Origin of the sequence: Streptomyces sp. NPDC001222 (assembly GCF_042896945.1) — a bacterium.
Classification (GTDB): domain Bacteria; phylum Actinomycetota; class Actinomycetes; order Streptomycetales; family Streptomycetaceae; genus Streptomyces; species Streptomyces gibsoniae.
In genome coordinates this window covers 266237-282416 of record NZ_JBIAXT010000005.1, presented here as the reverse complement: position 1 = coordinate 282416, position 16180 = coordinate 266237, and the positions used below count along the sequence as shown (strand labels likewise).

14 protein-coding genes, 1 pseudogene and 1 riboswitch are annotated in these 16180 nt (G+C 71.2%); of the genes and pseudogenes, 11 read left to right on the top strand and 4 right to left on the bottom strand.

The genetic code is table 11. From position 1 onward, the window contains the following. Nucleotides 1-33 precede the first annotated feature (33 nt). Both nagA and ACFY2Z_RS10410 read right to left on the bottom strand, forming a co-directional pair. Nucleotides 34-1176 carry an N-acetylglucosamine-6-phosphate deacetylase gene (gene nagA / locus ACFY2Z_RS10415; protein WP_390743753.1) on the bottom strand — a complete coding sequence of 381 codons (1143 nt, stop codon included), beginning with the start codon at nucleotides 1174-1176 and terminating at the stop codon, nucleotides 34-36. Continuing rightward, nucleotides 1176-2120: an ROK family protein gene (locus tag ACFY2Z_RS10410; RefSeq protein ID WP_390743752.1), complete on the bottom strand. Its 945-nt coding sequence runs from the start codon at nucleotides 2118-2120 to the stop codon at nucleotides 1176-1178. Before ACFY2Z_RS10410 ends, nagA begins: the two co-directional genes overlap by 1 nt. 177 nt (nucleotides 2121-2297) lie before the next feature. On the opposite strand from ACFY2Z_RS10410, the gene ACFY2Z_RS10405 reads away from it, so the two are divergent. The 3 genes from ACFY2Z_RS10405 to otsB all read left to right on the top strand — a co-directional run bounded on the left by ACFY2Z_RS10405 (nucleotide 2298) and on the right by otsB (nucleotide 4753). Beyond that, the gene (locus tag ACFY2Z_RS10405; RefSeq protein ID WP_390743751.1) at nucleotides 2298-3518 is read left to right on the top strand and encodes an extracellular solute-binding protein; all 1221 of its coding nucleotides are present in this window, start codon (nucleotides 2298-2300) and stop codon (nucleotides 3516-3518) included. A gap of 39 nt (nucleotides 3519-3557) precedes the next feature. Then, nucleotides 3558-3785, top strand: coding sequence for a DUF3263 domain-containing protein (locus ACFY2Z_RS10400; protein WP_311694523.1), 228 nt, complete (start codon nucleotides 3558-3560; stop codon nucleotides 3783-3785). A 113-nt stretch (nucleotides 3786-3898) separates the two neighbouring features. Next, nucleotides 3899-4753: a trehalose-phosphatase gene (otsB, locus tag ACFY2Z_RS10395; protein WP_390743750.1), complete on the top strand. Its 855-nt coding sequence runs from the start codon at nucleotides 3899-3901 to the stop codon at nucleotides 4751-4753. Nucleotides 4754-4795: 42 nt separating this feature from the next. Here otsB and ACFY2Z_RS10390 read toward each other — a convergent pair whose 3' ends face one another. Beyond that, nucleotides 4796-6223 carry a trehalose-6-phosphate synthase gene (locus ACFY2Z_RS10390; RefSeq protein ID WP_390743749.1) on the bottom strand — a complete coding sequence of 476 codons (1428 nt, stop codon included), beginning with the start codon at nucleotides 6221-6223 and terminating at the stop codon, nucleotides 4796-4798. 120 nt (nucleotides 6224-6343) lie between these two features. Beyond that, nucleotides 6344-7312: a glucosyl-3-phosphoglycerate synthase gene (locus tag ACFY2Z_RS10385; RefSeq protein ID WP_390743748.1), complete on the bottom strand. Its 969-nt coding sequence runs from the start codon at nucleotides 7310-7312 to the stop codon at nucleotides 6344-6346. Nucleotides 7313-7460: 148 nt separating this feature from the next. Next, nucleotides 7461-7616, top strand: a riboswitch (SAM riboswitch). Nucleotides 7617-7634: 18 nt separating this feature from the next. On the opposite strand from ACFY2Z_RS10385, the gene thrC reads away from it, so the two are divergent. The 8 genes and pseudogenes from thrC to ACFY2Z_RS10345 all read left to right on the top strand — a co-directional run bounded on the left by thrC (nucleotide 7635) and on the right by ACFY2Z_RS10345 (nucleotide 16157). Next, nucleotides 7635-8915, top strand: a complete 1281-nt coding sequence (gene thrC, locus ACFY2Z_RS10380; protein WP_390743747.1) for a threonine synthase — start codon at nucleotides 7635-7637, stop codon at nucleotides 8913-8915. Then, nucleotides 8912-9187 (top strand): MoaD/ThiS family protein, encoded by a 276-nt coding sequence (locus ACFY2Z_RS10375; protein ID WP_390743746.1) that lies wholly within the window; start codon nucleotides 8912-8914, stop codon nucleotides 9185-9187. The genes thrC and ACFY2Z_RS10375 overlap by 4 nt, the downstream gene beginning before the upstream one ends. A 451-nt stretch (nucleotides 9188-9638) precedes the next feature. Beyond that, complete coding sequence (locus ACFY2Z_RS10370) at nucleotides 9639-9842, top strand: cold-shock protein (RefSeq protein ID WP_009339379.1); 204 nt, start codon at nucleotides 9639-9641, stop codon at nucleotides 9840-9842. Between the two features lie 464 nt (nucleotides 9843-10306). Continuing rightward, on the top strand, nucleotides 10307-11929 hold the full coding sequence (groL, locus tag ACFY2Z_RS10365; RefSeq protein ID WP_390743745.1) for a chaperonin GroEL: 1623 nt from the start codon (nucleotides 10307-10309) through the stop codon (nucleotides 11927-11929). A 201-nt stretch (nucleotides 11930-12130) separates the two neighbouring features. Beyond that, nucleotides 12131-13258 (top strand): NADH:flavin oxidoreductase, encoded by a 1128-nt coding sequence (locus ACFY2Z_RS10360; RefSeq protein ID WP_390743744.1) that lies wholly within the window; start codon nucleotides 12131-12133, stop codon nucleotides 13256-13258. Between the two features lie 171 nt (nucleotides 13259-13429). Then, nucleotides 13430-14923 carry an MFS transporter gene (locus ACFY2Z_RS10355; RefSeq protein WP_390743743.1) on the top strand — a complete coding sequence of 498 codons (1494 nt, stop codon included), beginning with the start codon at nucleotides 13430-13432 and terminating at the stop codon, nucleotides 14921-14923. Between the two features lie 146 nt (nucleotides 14924-15069). Next, nucleotides 15070-15405, top strand: a pseudogene (locus ACFY2Z_RS10350) (carboxylesterase family protein); the annotation flags it as partial. A 131-nt stretch (nucleotides 15406-15536) separates the two neighbouring features. Continuing rightward, complete coding sequence (locus tag ACFY2Z_RS10345; protein WP_390743742.1) at nucleotides 15537-16157, top strand: DedA family protein; 621 nt, start codon at nucleotides 15537-15539, stop codon at nucleotides 16155-16157. Nucleotides 16158-16180 lie beyond the last annotated feature (23 nt).

Here is a 16180-nt window from a genome sequence, read left to right as displayed (position 1 = left end):
GGGTCGACCGCCGTGCACCAACAAACGGATGAATCATCCCAGTTGGGGATCGACCACCCATGCGCCGCGGCGCATCACCCCCTTGAGGGCGAACTCCTCGTCCAGCAGCACCAGGTCGGCGTCCTTGCCGGGCTCCAGGGAGCCCACCCGGTCGTAGACGCCCAGCAGCCTGGCCGGATTGGCCGAGATGGCGGCGACGACGTCCTGCACCGGCAGCCGGTCGACGGTGACCGCCCGCCGGAAGGCGCGGTCCAGGGTGAGCGTGGAGCCCGCGATCGAGCCGCCCTGCACCAGACGTGCCACCCCGTCGGTCACCTCCACCTCCAGCGGGCCGAGCATGTACCGCCCGTCGCCGCTGCCCGCCGCGTCCATCGCGTCCGTGATGAACGCGACCCGTGCGGCCCCCGCGTGATGGAACGCCAGCTGGAGGGAGGCCGGGTGCAGATGGGTGCCGTCGTCGATCAGCTCGACCGTGATCCGCTCGTCCTCCAGGAGCGCCGCGATGGGCCCCGGGGTGCGGTGGCCGAGTGGCGGCATGGCGTTGAACAGGTGCGTCGCGACGGTGGCCCCCGCGTCGATCGCCTCCAGTGTCTGCTCGTAGCTCGCGTCCGTGTGCCCGATCGCCGCGATCACGCCGTGCTCCGCGAGCAGGCGCACGGAGTCGATGCCGCCGGGCAGTTCGGTGGCCAGCGTGACCATCTTCGCCCGGCCGCGGGCCGCGTCGATCAGCTTGCGGACCTCCGCCGGCTCCGGGTCGCGCAGCAGTTTCTCGGAGTGCGCGCCCTTGCGGCACGGCGAGATGAACGGCCCCTCGAAGTGGATGCCGGCGATGTCGCCCTGCTCCGCCAGCTCGGACAGCAGTCCGGCCTGCCGGGCGAGGACGTCCATGTCGTCGGTGACGGTCGAGGCGACCAGGGTGGTGGTGCCGTGCAGCCGGTGGGTGCGGACGGCCGTGAGGATCTCCTCGGCCGTGCCGGAGAAGGACGCCCCGCCGCCGCCGTGGTTGTGCAGGTCGACGAAGCCCGGGACCAGCCAGTGGCCCCGTACGTCGACGGTCTCCGCGTCCGGGGGAGCAGTGTCGGTGATCCGCGTGCCCTCCACGACGACGCGGCCGTCGTCCACGATCCCGGTGGGCAGTACCACCCGGGCACCTGCGAGAACCTTGCTGGGGGCCATCAGGCGGTTACCTCCGAGCGGTCAGTGGTGTCGAGGAGATCCCAGGCGAGAAGTCCCGCGCCCAGGCATCCGGCGGTGTCCCCCAGCGCCGCGGGGACGACCGAGGGCGGCCTCTGGAAGGTGAGCCGGCGCCGGACGGCGTCCCGCAGCGGCGTGAACAGGGTGTCGCCCGCCTCGGCGAGCCCCCCGCCGACGATGATCGTGCGCGGGTCCAGCAGGGTCAGGGCGGTGACCAGGCCGTCGGCGAGCGCTTCCACGGCCTCCTGCCAGATCCGGACGGCGTTCGGCTCTCCGGACGTGACGGCTCGTGCGCAGCCGGCCGCGTCGGCCTCCGGGTCCCCGGACGCCTTGGCCCAGGCCTCGCTGACGGCCGCCGCGGAGGCGTAGCGCTCCAGGCAGCCGACCTGGCCGCACGGGCAGGGGGCCCCGCCGGGCCGTACGACGATATGGCCGATCTCGCCCGCGAAGCCGTGCGCCCCGGCCTCCACCCGGCCGTCGATCCCGATGGCGCCCGCGATGCCGGTGCCGAGGGGGACGAACAGAAAGCGGTCGGCGCCCTTGCCCGCGCCGAGGCGCCCCTCGGCCAGGCCGCCGGTGCGCACGTCGTGCCCGAGGGCGACAGGCGCGCCGGACAGCCGGCGGCTGAGCAGATCGCGCAGCGGCACGTCACGCCAGCCGAGGTTGGCCGAGTAGGCGGCGACGCCGCTGTCGGCGTCCACGATGCCGGGCACCGCGACGCCCGCCGCGGCCGCGGGTTCGCCGAGGTGGCGCTCGCCGTACGCGCGCAGCTCGGCGGCGAAAGCGAGGATCGACTCCACCACGGCGTCGGGCCCGCGTTCGCGGCCGGTGGCCCGGCGCGCCCGGTGCAGCAGCTCACCCCCCGCGCCGACCAGGGCGGCCTTCATCCCGGTGCCGCCCACGTCGAGGGCGATGACATGTCTCACGGAGACAGTGTGGGCCCTGGACCCGGAAGAGGTCTAGTCCACTCGCGTGGTGTAGACCTTATGCAGTTGATATTCCGAATAGCGAGACAGCAGGGTTGGGCAAGAGCGGTGCAGGGGCGCGGGACGCGTAGGACGACGTGGCACAAGGGTCTGATCGCGGGGGTGTCCGCACTGGGCATGACAGCGGTACTGGCGGGCTGCGGGGGCTCGTCCGGCTCGGGGGGCGTGACGCTGCGGCTGGTGGCCGCGGACTACGGTGACTCCTCGGCCAACAGCTCCAAGAAGTACTGGGACGACCTGGTCCGGGGCTTCGAGGCGGAGCACTCCGGGATCAAGGTCGAGGTCAGCGTCTACTCCTGGAACGACGTGGACCGCAAGGTCAAGGAGATGGTGGCCGCGGGCCACGCGCCCGACATGGCGCAGATCGGGGCGTACGCGGACTACGCGGCGGCGGGCAAGCTCTACCAGGCGGACGAGGTGCTCTCCATCCCCGTCCAGGCGGACTTCGCCTCGGAGCTGAGCGACGCGGGCAAGGTGAACCGCACCCAGTACGGCATGCCCTTCGCGGCCTCCACACGGCTGCTCTTCTACAACAAGACGCTGTTCGCGCAGGCGGGGATCCAGCCGCCCACGAACTGGCACGAGCTGGCGGCGGACGCCGCGGCACTCAAGGCCAAGGGGGTGAAGTTCCCCTACGCGCTGCCGCTCGGCCCGGAGGAGGCGCAGGCCGAGACGATGCAGTGGCTGCTCAGCGGCGGTGCCGGCTATCTGGACGGGTTCGGCTCCTACGACATCGACTCCGCGCAGAACGTGGGCACCTTCACCTGGCTGAAGGACGACCTGGTCGGCAAGGGGCTGACGGGTCCGGTGCCGCCGGGCCGGCTCAACCGCGCCGACGCCTTCGCCGCCTTCACCCGCGGCGAGGTCGGCATGCTCAACGGCCACCCCTCCCTGATGAAGACGGCCCGGGCCAAGGGGGTCGACTTCGGCATGGTGCCGATGCCGGGGGTCGACGGACGGGCGAAGTCCACGATGGGTGTGACCGACTGGATGACCGCCTTCAAGCAGAACGGCCACCAGGACCAGGTCCGCGAATTCCTCGACTATGCGTACGACGAGAAGAACGTGCTGGACTTCTCGCGCGAGTACGACCTGCTGCCGGTCACCAGCTCGGCGCAGGAGGCGATGTCGGGGTCCTCGCGGGACGCCGACCTGGGGCCCTTCCTGCAGCAGCTGCCCAGCGCGGAGCTGTACCCGGTCGGCAAGACGTCCTGGGCGGGCGTCAGCGCCCAGATCAAGAAGGAGATCGGCGAGGCCGTCAGCCCGGACGGCAGCCCGTCGGCCGTCCTGGACCGGATCCAGCGGGCGGCGGTGACCGCGGACAGCGCCACCGGCTGAGCCGTCCGCTCTGTCGGCCCGTGCGGCTACCGTTCCCCCATGGAAGAGCTCAACCCCCGAGAAAAGGCCGTCCTCGCCCTGGAGGGGCGCAGCTTCTCCGGGCCGGGGGCCAAGGAGCGGGCCATCCGGGAGCAGCTGGGCCTCGCCCCCGTGCGCTACTACCAGCTGCTCAACGCCCTTCTCGACGACCCGAGGGCGCTCGCCCACGCCCCGGTCACCGTCAACCGCCTGCGCCGCGTCCGCGACTCCCGCCGCGCCGAGCGCTGACCGCGCCGAGCGCACACTGTCGGGAGCGGGGCGCGCCGGGGCGCGCGGCGAGTGTGCCGGTGCGTCTGCCGGAGTCGGGAGTGGGTCCGGTCCCGCGCGGATAGGGTCGACGCATGGGCAGCCATACGGACTCCTTGCCGACGCCCGCCACCGCGGCCGGGCGCGACGGTCTCGACGCCATCCTCGCCCGTCCCGAGCGGGCCGTACTCGCCTTCGACTTCGACGGGACGCTCGCCCCGATCGTCCCCGACCCCGACCAGGCCCGCGCCCACCCGGACGCGGTCCCCGCCCTCGCGGCGCTCGCCCCCAAGGTCGCCTCCGTCGCGGTCGTCACCGGCCGCCCGGCCGGCGTCGCCGTCCGCCACGGCGGCTTCGCGGGCGTACCCGGACTCGACCACCTCGTCGTCCTCGGCCACTACGGCGCCGAACGCTGGGACGCCCGCACCGGCACCGTCGACGCGCCCGCCCCGCACCCGGGCGTCGCCGCCGTCCGCGCCGAACTCCCCGGCTTCCTGGACGAGATCGGGGCCTGGCACGGCACCTGGATCGAGGAGAAGGGACGCGCCGTCGCCGTGCACACCCGCCGCGCCGACGATCCGCAGGCCGCCTTCGAGGCCCTGCGTGAACCCCTCACCGACCTCGCCACCCGCCACGGCCTGATCGTCGAGCCCGGCCGCCTGGTCCTGGAGCTGCGCCCGCCGGGCATGGACAAGGGGGTGGCCCTGTCGGAGTACGTCCGGGAGACGGGCGCCGGAGCGGTCATGTACGTGGGGGACGACCTCGGCGACCTCCCGGCCTTCGCCGCCGTCGACAAACTCCGCTCCGACGGCGTACCCGGCCTGCTCGTCTGCAGCGGCAGCGAGGAGGTCACCGAACTGGCCGACCGGGCGGACCTCGTGGTCGACGGCCCGGAAGGCGTCGTACGACTGGTGACCGCTCTGGGCGCCCGCATGACGGACCGCCCCTGAGGCCTTGAGGGCTGAGGGCCGCGGTCCCGCCGGGCGCGCCCCTCAGCCCTCCAGTGCGGCCAGCTGATCCAGGAACCAGCGGGCCGGGGGCAGCGCGGTGGCCTGCGCGGCCAGCCGCTTGGTGCGTTCCGCGCGCTCTGCGGGACTCATCGACAGCGCCTCGTGCAGCGCCTGGGCCGTGCGCACGATGTCGTACGGGTTCACGGTCACCGCGTCCTCGCCCAGCTCCTCGTACGCCCCGGCCTCTCGTGAGAGCACCAGCGCACAGCCCTCGTCCGAGACCACCGGCACCTCCTTGGCGACCAGGTTCATGCCGTCCCGGATGGGGTTCACCAGGGCCACGTCCGCCAGCCGGTACGCGGCGAGGGAGCGGGCGAAGTCATCCTTGACGTGCAGTTCCACCGGGGTCCAGCCGGGGGTGCCGTAACGGGAGTTGATCTCCGCCGCCACCCGCTGGACCTCCGCCGTGTAGTCGCGGTAGACCGCCAGGTCCTGCCGGGACGGGTAGGCGAACGCCACATGGACGACCCGTTCGCGCCACTCCGGACGCGACTGGAGCAGTTCCTCGTACGCCAGCAGCCCGCGCACGATGTTCTTCGACAGCTCAGTGCGGTCCACCCGCACGATCGACTTGCGGGGCGTGCCGTCGGGGGCCCAGCCGATCTGCTCCCGCAGGGCCCGCATCCGCTCGTCCACGTCCGGCCGGTGCGCCCGCTCGCGCAGGAACTCGGCGTCGGCGCCCAGCCCGTGGACGCCGATGCGCGTGCCCGAGGGGATGCCGGGGCCGAGGACCGCGTGGCAGCAGTCCGTGAACGCGTCCGCCCACCGCCGGGTGAGGAACGCCGCCCGGTCCGCGCCCAGGATCCCGCCGAGCACCTGCGCGGCGATGTCGTCGGGCAGCAGCCGGAAATACTCGGGCGGTGCCCACGGCGTGTGCGAGAAGTGGCCGATCCGCAGGTCGGGGCGCAGCTCGCGGAGCATCCGGGGGGTCAGGGTGAGGTGGTAGTCCTGGACCAGGACCGCCGCGCCCTCGGCCGCCTCCTCGGCCAGTGCCCCGGCGAACGCCCGGTTGTAGGTCTCGTAGGCCGCCCACTGCCGCCGGAACTCCGCGTCGAAGACCGGCTCCAGCGGTGTCTGGTACAGCATGTGGTGCACGAACCACAGGACCGAGTTCGCGATGCCGTTGTACGCGTCCGCGTGCACCTGCGCGTCGATGTCGAGCATCCGTACGCGCTGGCCGCCGGTGTCGGCCGGATCGAGCCTGCCCGCCGTGCGCCGTACGGCCTCCCGGTCGCTGTCGTTCAGCGCGGAGCAGACCCACACCGCGTTCGTGTCGGGGCCGATCGCGGACAGGCCGGAGACCAGTCCGCCCCCGCCGCGCCTGGCCGTGAGCTGTCCGGTCTCGTCCAGCACGTACGAGACCGGGCCGCGGTTGGACGCCACCAGAACGGAAGCCGCATTCGAAGCCATGCCACGAAACCTAGCCCGTGCAGAAAACGCTCAAACGTTCCCTTCGGCCGTCTGCGGAACCGTATACAAAGGGGGGCGCCATGAGCCGGGCTTCCCGGGGTGCGCCCGGACCCGGACGGCTCAGGCCGCCCGCCGGTGCGCGTACTCAGGGATCTCCGCCATCGGCGGCCGCTCCTCCGTGTCCACCGAGTACGTCCGCGGCTCGAAGCGGCCCTCGACCCGCTCGAACTGGGTGAGGGCGGGGCGCACCAGATGGCCGCGGGCCAGCCGCAGCTGCGCGGTGCGGTAGATCTCCGCGGCCATCCGGCCCAGCGCCTGGCCGTCCTGGTGGCGGTGCAGACGCACCCCGACGTCGACCTGGGCCAGGGCGTCCAGGCCCACCAGATGCAGGGCGTCGACCAGCATGCCCAGCTCCACCCCGTACCCGACCGGGAACGGGAGCCGCTCCAGCAGGGAGCGCCGGGCGGCGTACTCGCCGCCGAGCGGCTGGACGAAGCCGGCCAGCTGCGGCCAGTGCATGTTGAGCAGCGGGCGCGCCATCAGCTCGGTGACCCGGCCGCCCTGGCCGGCCGCCGCGCCGGAGGCGGGCTCGCCGGGCAGGGCCAGCGGCCGGTCGTACATCGCCTTCACGAGGTCCACGCCCGGGTCGGTGAGCAGCGGGCCCACGATCCCGGAGACGAAGTCGGAGGAGAACTCCCTCAGGTCCGCGTCGACGAAGCAGACGATGTCCCCGCGGGTGACCAGTAGCGAGCGCCAGAGCACCTCGCCCTTGCCGGGCACGGCCGGAATGCGCGGCAGGACGCTGTCACGGTGCACCACCGTCGCGCCGGCCGCCGCGGCGACCTCGGAAGTGCGGTCCGTGGAACCGGAGTCGACGACGACGATCTCGTCGACGAGCGGGACCTGCTGCATCAGGTCATGACGGATCACGGCGACGATCTCGCCGACCGTCTCCTCCTCGTTCAGTGCGGGCAGCACCACGCTGACCGACGAGCCCGAGGCCCGCTTGGCGGCCAGGAGCTGGTGGATCGGGCGATCGGTCACGGACCAGGAGCGGGTGCTCAGCCAGCGCTCGACTTCTTCCAGCACGGTCTGCGGCTCCTTACATGCGTGATCCATCTCGCGGGTCGGACGGCTATCTCAACTGTCCTGGCCTTCGGTTACAGTCTTGAACAACGCCGGTGACCATCGCATGTCGGGGGTCGCCGCTGCTCATAGCAGTGAAACAACCGCATACAGCTCATCCAGAGGGGCAGAGGGACACGGCCCGATGAAGCCCCGGCAACCCTCCAGCCGGTTCTCGTAGATCCATGTGATCGTTTCCGCGAGGCTCCCGGCTAGGGAAGGTGCCAAATCCGTCTCACGGCGAGATGCGTCGTGAGGAAGATGAGGAGAAAGGGCCTCGCCTGTCATGGCTGTGCAGTCAGTTGTAAGCAGCACCGACTCCGTGGATCTCGGACCCGCCGCCGCCCTGTCCTGCCGCGAGTGCGGCCATCGGGTGCCCCTCGGCCCGGTCTTCGCCTGCGAGGAGTGTTTCGGCCCGCTGGAGATCGCCTACGACTTCTCGGGCTACGACACCGAGGAGCTGCGCAAGCGCATCGAGGCGGGACCCGCGAACATCTGGCGCTATGCGCCGCTGCTGCCCGTCCCGGCGGACGTCGCCGACAAGCCGAACCTCAACCCCGGCTGGACCAAGCTGGTCAAGGCCGACAACCTGGCGCGCGAGCTGGGCGTGACCGGCGGTCTGTATGTGAAGGACGACTCCGGCAACCCGACGCACTCCTTCAAGGACCGCGTGGTCGCCCAGGCGCTGGAGGCGGCGCGCGTCTTCGGCTTCACCACCCTCTCCTGCTCCTCCACCGGCAACCTGGCGGGCGCGGTGGGTGCCGCGGCGGCCCGGGCCGGCTTCCGGTCCTGCGTCTTCATCCCGCACGACCTGGAGCAGGGCAAGATCGTCATGGCCGCGGTCTACGGCGGCGAGCTGATCGGCATCGAGGGCAACTACGACGATGTGAACCGCTTCTGCTCGGAGCTGATCGGCGACCCGGTCGGCGAGGGCTGGGGCTTCGTCAACGTCAACCTGCGTCCGTACTACGCGGAGGGGTCCAAGACCCTGGCGTACGAGATCGCCGAGCAACTGGGCTGGCGGCTGCCGGACCAGATCGTGGTCCCGATCGCCTCCGGCTCCCAGCTCACGAAGATCGACAAGGGGCTCCAGGAGCTGATCAGGCTCGGGCTGGTCGAGGACCGCCCGTACAGGATCTTCGGTGCCCAGGCCGAGGGCTGCTCCCCGGTGTCGACCGCGTTCAAGGCGGGCCACGACGTCGTACGGCCGCAGAAGCCGGACACGATCGCCAAGTCGCTGGCGATCGGCAACCCGGCGGACGGTCCCTATGTCCTCGACATCGCGCGCCGCACCGGCGGGGCCGTGGAGGACGTGACGGACGCGCAGATCGTGGACGCCATCAAGCTGCTCGCCCGCACCGAGGGCATCTTCGCGGAGACGGCGGGCGGTGTGACGGTGGGCGTGACCCGCAAGCTGATCGAGAGCGGTCTGCTCGATCCGACGAAGACGACCGTCGTCCTCAACACCGGCGACGGTCTCAAGACCCTGGACGCGGTGGCGGGCACGGGCCTCACCGCGACGATCCGTCCGAACCTGGACTCCTTCCGAGAGGCTGGCCTCGCATGAGCGTGACCGTTCGCATCCCCACCATCCTGCGCACCTACACCGGAGGCCGGGCCGAGGTCGCCGCCGAGGGCGCGACCCTCGCCGAGGTCATCGCCGACCTGGAGAAGAACCACACCGGCATCGCCGCCCGCGTCCTCGACGACCAGGGCAAGCTGCGCCGCTTCGTCAACGTGTACGTCAACGACGACGACGTCCGCTTCGAGCAGGGCCTTCAGACGGCCACCCCGGACGGCGTCGGCGTCTCCATCATCCCGGCTGTCGCGGGCGGCTGACGGCCGTTCGTCCCCGCGCGGCCATTACCCTCGGTAAGGTCGAGCACCGAGAGTTCACTGAATTGCCCTCTCCGCGAGAGAAGCGGAGGGGGCAATTCTGCATGGTTGAGCACGGTACAGTTGGGGAACTCGCTCCCCGTTTTCCGGTCGGGCAACCGGTGTCCCTGCCGCCCGTCCGACAAGAAGCAGCCAAAGTGGGCAGGGGTTTTGCGCCATCCATTCCTTTTGTCGGGCCCGACTTGCCCTGAATTCGGGTGAATTCTCGGTACATTCCCGACCGGTCGTGCCCGGAATTCTCGTCCGATTGACCTGTTGCACACGGCAGTTGGACAGATACATTCAGCCGCGGTCGACGCGTTCCGGCGCACGCCCCCAACCGTTGGGGGGTGAGGTCTGACCCGGATCCGCGAAGTGTGGATCTGTGCAAGGGCCAGTAATAGGGGAGTTAGGCATGGCTCAGGGCACCGTCAAGTGGTTCAACGCGGAGAAGGGGTACGGCTTCATCGCGGTCGACGGTGGTGCGGATGTATTCGTCCACTACAGCGCGATCCAGATGGACGGTTACCGCACCCTGGAAGAGGGTCAGCGGGTCGAGTTCGAGATCTCGCAGGGTCAGAAGGGGCCGCAGGCGGACATGGTCCGTCTGGCCGGCTGAGTTGCGCGCCGACGACTGAACTGTTCGACGTGTCGAGGGGCTCGCATCCCGTACGGGGTGCGAGCCCCTCGGTCTGTCCGGAATCCGATGGGTTCGGGCGTGGCGGGGGCGCGCGGCGAGGTCCTCCGCGCGCCCTCCGACGAGCCCGCTTCGCGGGCGCGTCTTGCGCCCTCCCGTCACCCGGCCACCACCCCTCATCGAGCCCGCTTCGCGGGCGCGTCTTGCGCCCTCCCGTCACCCGGCCACCACCCCTCATCGAGCCCGCTTCGCGGGCGCGTCTTGCACTCGGAGGGGGCGAGTGCTAATCATTGGCGTTAGCACTCTGAAGGTGAGAGTGACAAAGAAGGACCGAGTCGGTGAGGCCGCGGACCGGGTGGGGCAAGGAACCACCGGCCGAGGCCGTCCGTCGCGGGCGCGGGCGCGGTCCGAAGTAATCACCCCCAGTCCTGGAGGGACCACTTCACATGGCCAAGATCATCGCGTTCGACGAGGAGGCGCGGCGCGGCCTCGAGCGCGGCATGAACCAGCTCGCGGACGCCGTGAAGGTGACGCTCGGCCCCAAGGGCCGCAACGTCGTCCTCGAGAAGAAGTGGGGCGCCCCCACGATCACCAACGATGGTGTGTCCATCGCCAAGGAGATCGAGCTCGAGGACCCGTACGAGAAGATCGGCGCCGAGCTGGTCAAGGAAGTCGCCAAGAAGACGGACGACGTCGCCGGTGACGGTACGACCACCGCGACCGTGCTCGCCCAGGCGCTGGTCCGCGAGGGCCTGCGCAACGTGGCCGCCGGTGCCAACCCCATGGCTCTGAAGCGCGGTATCGAGAAGGCCGTCGAGGCCGTCTCCGCCGCCCTGCTGGAGCAGGCGAAGGACGTCGAGACCAAGGAGCAGATCGCCTCCACGGCCTCCATCTCCGCCGCCGACACCCAGATCGGCGAGCTCATCGCCGAGGCCATGGACAAGGTCGGCAAGGAAGGCGTCATCACCGTCGAGGAGTCGCAGACCTTCGGTCTGGAGCTCGAGCTCACCGAGGGTATGCGCTTCGACAAGGGCTACATCTCGGCGTACTTCGCCACCGACATGGAGCGTATGGAGGCCGTCCTCGACGACCCGTACATCCTGATCGCCAACTCCAAGATCTCCTCGGTCAAGGACCTGCTCCCGCTGCTGGAGAAGGTCATGCAGTCGGGCAAGCCGCTGCTGATCATCGCCGAGGACGTCGAGGGCGAGGCCCTGTCGACCCTGGTCGTCAACAAGATCCGCGGCACCTTCAAGTCCGTCGCCGTCAAGGCCCCGGGCTTCGGCGACCGCCGCAAGGCCATGCTCGGTGACATCGCCATCCTCACGGGCGGCGAGGTCATCTCCGAGGAGGTCGGCCTCAAGCTGGAGAACGCGACCCTGGACCTCCTGGGCCGCGCCCGCAAGGTCGTCATCACCAAGGACGAGACCACGATCGTCGACGGCGCCGGCTCCCCGGAGCAGGTGCAGGGCCGCGTGAACCAGATCCGCGCGGAGATCGAGAACAGCGACTCCGACTACGACCGCGAGAAGCTGCAGGAGCGCCTGGCGAAGCTGGCCGGCGGCGTGGCCGTCATCAAGGCCGGTGCCGCCACCGAGGTCGAGCTCAAGGAGCGCAAGCACCGCATCGAGGACGCCGTTCGCAACGCGAAGGCGGCCGTCGAGGAGGGCATCGTCGCCGGTGGTGGCGTGGCCCTGCTCCAGGCCTCCCAGGTCTTCGAGAAGCTGGAGCTCGAGGGCGACGAGGCCACCGGTGCCGCCGCCGTCAAGCTGGCGCTCGAGGCCCCGCTGAAGCAGATCGCCGTCAACGCCGGCCTCGAGGGCGGCGTCGTGGTGGAGAAGGTGCGCAACCTGACCCCGGGTCACGGCCTGAACGCCGCGACCGGTGAGTACGTCGACCTGGTCAAGGAAGGCATCATCGACCCGGCGAAGGTGACCCGTTCCGCGCTGCAGAACGCCGCCTCCATCGCCGCGCTGTTCCTCACCACCGAGGCCGTCATCGCCGACAAGCCGGAGAAGGCCGCCGCGCCCGCCGGTGGCGGCATGCCGGGCGGTGACATGGACTTCTGATCGACCTGGTCGATCTCCGTCCTGACCGAGGGCGGCACTCCCTGTTCGACAGGGGGTGCCGCCCTCGGGCGTGTCCGGGGTCACGCCGCGGTGCGCCCAGGAAGCGGAATACGGGGTAGCACATCAGCGGTTGTTTTATGGGATGCAACAATGCGCGTGCACATACCAACCGGTTAGCAACGTCACCCTCGAGGAGCCCACGTGACCGTCGCCCCGTCTCCCGCCTCCCGCGCGGCCCAGATCCTGTCCCGGCCGATCACCCTCAACGGCCTCACGGTCCCGAACCGGATCGCGATGGCCCCGATGACCCGCATGTTCTCCACGGACGGCGTCCCCGGCGAGGACGTGTCGGCGTACTACGCCCGCCGCGCGGCCGCCGGTGTCGGTCTGATCGTCACCGAGGGCACCTACGTGGGCCACGCGTCGGCGGGTCAGAGCAGCCGGGTGCCGCGCTTCCACGGCGAGGAGCAGCTGGCGGGCTGGGCGAAGGTCGCCGAGGCGGTGCACGCGGCGGGCGGCACGATCGTCCCGCAGCTGTGGCACGTCGGCATGGTCCGCGAGGAGGGCCGGCCGCCGTTCGCCGACGCCCCCGCCGTCGGTCCCTCGGGTCTGCGCATCGGCGCCACCGAGGCCACCGGCAAGGCCATGGACCGGACCGACCTGGACGCCGTGATCGGCGCGTTCGCCCAGGCCGCGGCCGACGCCGAGCGCATCGGCTTCGACGGTGTGGAGATCCACGGCGCCCACGGCTACCTCGTCGACCAGTTCCTGTGGGAGGGCACCAACCGCCGTACCGACGCCTACGGCGGTGACCCGGTGGCCCGTACGAAGTTCGGTGCGGAGATCGTGGCCGCAGTACGGGAGGCGGTCTCGCCGGAGTTCCCCGTCATCTTCCGCTACTCGCAGTGGAAGCAGGACGCCTACGACGCCCGGCTCGCGGAGACCCCCGAGGAGCTGGAGGCGATCCTGACCCCGCTGGCCGCGGCCGGTGTCGACGTCTTCCACGCCTCCACCCGCCGCTACTGGCTGCCGGAGTTCGACGGTTCGGACCTCAACCTGGCGGGCTGGACCAAGAAGCTCACGGGCAAGCAGGTCATCACCGTCGGCTCGGTGGGTCTGGACGGCGACTTCATCAACGCCTTCCAGGGCGACGGCGCCCCGGTCAAGGCCATCGACAACCTCCTGGACCGCCTGGAGGCGGAGGAGTTCGACATGGTCGCCGTGGGTCGCGCCCTGCTCCAGGACCCCGAGTGGGCGGCGAAGGTCCTGGCGGGCCGGTTCGACGAGCTGGAGTCGTACGACGCGGCGGCGGTGCAGACCCTGTACTGATCCGCGCCCGGCCGGTACCGCTCCCGTCGGGCGCGGTACCGGCCGCAGCGGCCCGCCGCCGGAGGGGTGCCGGGAGGGGGCTCTTGCAGAGGATTTCCCTTGCTTAAGTCAATCAATCGGCTTAAGGTTGCCTGAGTCAATCACGCTTGCACTCCGACGGAGGCACCCTTCATGTCCGACGCACCCGCCCGGCCCGCCGAGGCCGGGCCGTCCGCGGCGCCGAGATCGAACGTCCTGGTCGTGGTGCTCGCCTTCGGCGGCATCGTGGTCTCGCTGATGCAGACCCTGGTGATCCCGATCGTCCCCGAGCTGCCGAAGCTCCTGGGCGCCTCCTCCTCGGACACCGCCTGGGCCGTCACCGCGACCCTGCTCGCCGCCGCCGTCGCCACACCGGTGATGGGCCGCCTCGGAGACATGTACGGCAAGCGCCGCATGCTGCTGACCGGGCTCGCGATGCTGGTCGTCGGCTCGGTCACCGTCGCCCTCAGCGACGCCCTGACGCCGGTGATCGTGGGACGTGCCCTCCAGGGCCTCGCCTCCGGCGTCATCCCGCTCGGCATCAGCATCATGCGCGACGAACTGCCCGCCGAGCGGCTGGGTTCGGCGACCGCGATGATGAGCGCCTCGCTCGGTGTCGGCGGCGCCCTCGGTCTGCCCGCCGCCGCGGTCATCGCCGAGAACTTCGACTGGCACATGCTGTTCTGGACCTCCGCCGTGCTCGGCGCGGTCGCAGCCGTGCTCGTCGTGGCCCTCGTCCCGGAGTCGGCCGTGCGCAGCGGCGGCCGGTTCGACGCGCTCGGCGCGCTCGGCATGGCGGCAGGTCTGATGTGCCTTCTGCTGGCGATCTCCAAGGGCGCCGACTGGGGCTGGGGCAGTGGCACCACCCTCGGCCTGTTCGCGGCCGCCGTCGTGATCCTGCTGGTGTGGGGCGTCTTCGAACTGCGCGTGGCGGAGCCGCTGGTGGACCTGCGCACCACCGCCCGTCGGCAGGTGCTGGTCACCAACCTCGCCTCGGTGGCGCTCGGTTTCGGCATGTTCGCGATGTCCCTGGTCATCCCCCAGCTGCTGCAACTGCCCGCGGCCACCGGCTACGGCCTCGGCAGGTCACTGCTGACGGCCGGTCTGGTCATGGCGCCCTCCGGCCTGGTGATGATGGCGACGGCCCCCGTGTCGGCGGCCGTCTCGCGCGCCAAGGGCCCGAAGACGACCCTGATGATCGGCGCGCTGATCGTCGCCGCCGGCTACGGCATCAACATCGCGCTGATGGCCCAGGTCTGGCACTTCGTGCTGGTCTCCTGCGTCATCGGCGCCGGCATCGGCTTCACCTACGGCGCCATGCCCGCCCTCATCATGGGGGCCGTGCCCGCCTCCGAGACCGGGTCCGCCAACAGCCTCAACACCCTCATGCGCTCCATCGGCACGTCCACCGCGAGCGCGGTGGCGGGCGTCATCCTGGCCCATATGACCACGAACCTGGGGCCCGCGACCCTGCCGTCGGAGAGCGGCTTCAAGACGGTCCTGGGCATCGGCGCGGGTGCCGCCATCCTCGCCTTCGCCGTGGCGTCCCTCATCCCGCGCCGGGGCCCGGCCGACGCACAGGGGCCGACCGCGACGGCAGCGGGCGAACAGGAGCCGACGGGGGAGGTGTCCGGGACCAAGGCGTAAGGGCCCGGAGTTCCGAAGGCCCCGGCGTCCGCCGGGTGCGCGGCGGAGTGGTCCCGTTGTGACGGGATCACCCGCCGCGCGCCGTTCGTTACGGGAGGGGGGCACACCGTGCGCCGCTTCTCCCGATCGAGCAGTGGAGATCATCGATGACGTCATCCGGGTCCCTCGCTCCGGGCGCCGACACGTCCGCTCCCGTGGTGCGCACCACCGTCGGTGCCGTCCGCGGGCGCCGGGAGGACGGACTCGCGGTCTTCCGGGGCATCCCGTTCGCCGAGCCGCCGGTGGGTGAGGGGCGCTTCGCGGCGCCGCGGCCGGTGCGCGCCCGGGACGGCACCCGCGAGGCGTACACGTTCGGCCCACCGCCCCCGCAGGAGGCCGGGATCCAGGGCCGTGCCCGGCCGGTGGACGCCGCGCTCGGCGACGACTGGCTGACCGTCAACGTATGGACACCGGACCCCGATCCGGCCGCGCGGCGGCCCGTGTCGCGGCGCATCTGGGAGACCTACGAGTTCTCCGAACTGCCGTTGCTCGGGTGAGACGGCACCTTCCCCCCGCGTGACGGACCATGGAAGCCGGTGCCGAACGCCGAAGCCCGACTGCCCGGAGACCGCCGATGACCCAGCCCCCGCTTCCCGGAGTCCTCGCCGACGTCGCGCCGATCCTGGACCACTGGGGCTATCCGGCCGTCGCCGGCCTGGTGTTCCTGGAGGACTTCGGCGTGCCCGCCCCCGGCGAGACGATCCTGATCGTCGCCGCCGTGTACGCGGGCACGGGCCGGCTGAACCTGATCCTGGTCGCCGTCATCGCCTTCGTCGCCGCGGTCGTCGGCGACAACGTCGGCTATGCGATCGGCCGCTTCGGCGGCCACCGGGTGGTGGAGCGCTACGGCCGCTACCTCCTGCTCACCCCGGCCCGCGTCGCCAAGGCGGAGGCCTTCTTCGCCCGGCACGGCGGCAAGATCGTCACCGTGGCGCGGTTCATCGAGGGGCTGCGCCAGGCGAACGGCATCATCGCCGGGCTGGCCGAGATGCCCTGGCGGCGTTTTCTGCTCTTCAACGCGCTCGGCGCCGCCCTGTGGGTGGGGGTGTGGGTCACGTTCGGCGCCCTCGCCGGATCCCACCTGGAGACGCTGTACCCGGCGATCGCTCGCTACGAGCTGTACGTCCTCGTCGCCCTGGCCGTCCTCGTCGCCCGCCATCTGCACCGCCGCCGCAGGGACCGGGCCGAGCGGTAGCGCGGGGGAAGCGGACGGCTGCG

Coding starts and splice junctions, on each gene's coding strand:
- groL (WP_390743745.1), top strand. CDS start 10,307: ATGGCCAAGATCATCGCGTTCGACGAGGAGGCGCGGCGCGGCCTCGAG.
- nagA (WP_390743753.1), bottom strand. CDS start 1,176: ATGGCCCCCAGCAAGGTTCTCGCAGGTGCCCGGGTGGTACTGCCCACC.
- ACFY2Z_RS10375 (WP_390743746.1), top strand. CDS start 8,912: ATGAGCGTGACCGTTCGCATCCCCACCATCCTGCGCACCTACACCGGA.
- ACFY2Z_RS10400 (WP_311694523.1), top strand. CDS start 3,558: ATGGAAGAGCTCAACCCCCGAGAAAAGGCCGTCCTCGCCCTGGAGGGG.
- ACFY2Z_RS10345 (WP_390743742.1), top strand. CDS start 15,537: ATGACCCAGCCCCCGCTTCCCGGAGTCCTCGCCGACGTCGCGCCGATC.
- otsB (WP_390743750.1), top strand. CDS start 3,899: ATGGGCAGCCATACGGACTCCTTGCCGACGCCCGCCACCGCGGCCGGG.
- ACFY2Z_RS10370 (WP_009339379.1), top strand. CDS start 9,639: ATGGCTCAGGGCACCGTCAAGTGGTTCAACGCGGAGAAGGGGTACGGC.
- ACFY2Z_RS10405 (WP_390743751.1), top strand. CDS start 2,298: ATGACAGCGGTACTGGCGGGCTGCGGGGGCTCGTCCGGCTCGGGGGGC.
- ACFY2Z_RS10390 (WP_390743749.1), bottom strand. CDS start 6,223: ATGGCTTCGAATGCGGCTTCCGTTCTGGTGGCGTCCAACCGCGGCCCG.
- thrC (WP_390743747.1), top strand. CDS start 7,635: ATGGCTGTGCAGTCAGTTGTAAGCAGCACCGACTCCGTGGATCTCGGA.
- ACFY2Z_RS10355 (WP_390743743.1), top strand. CDS start 13,430: ATGTCCGACGCACCCGCCCGGCCCGCCGAGGCCGGGCCGTCCGCGGCG.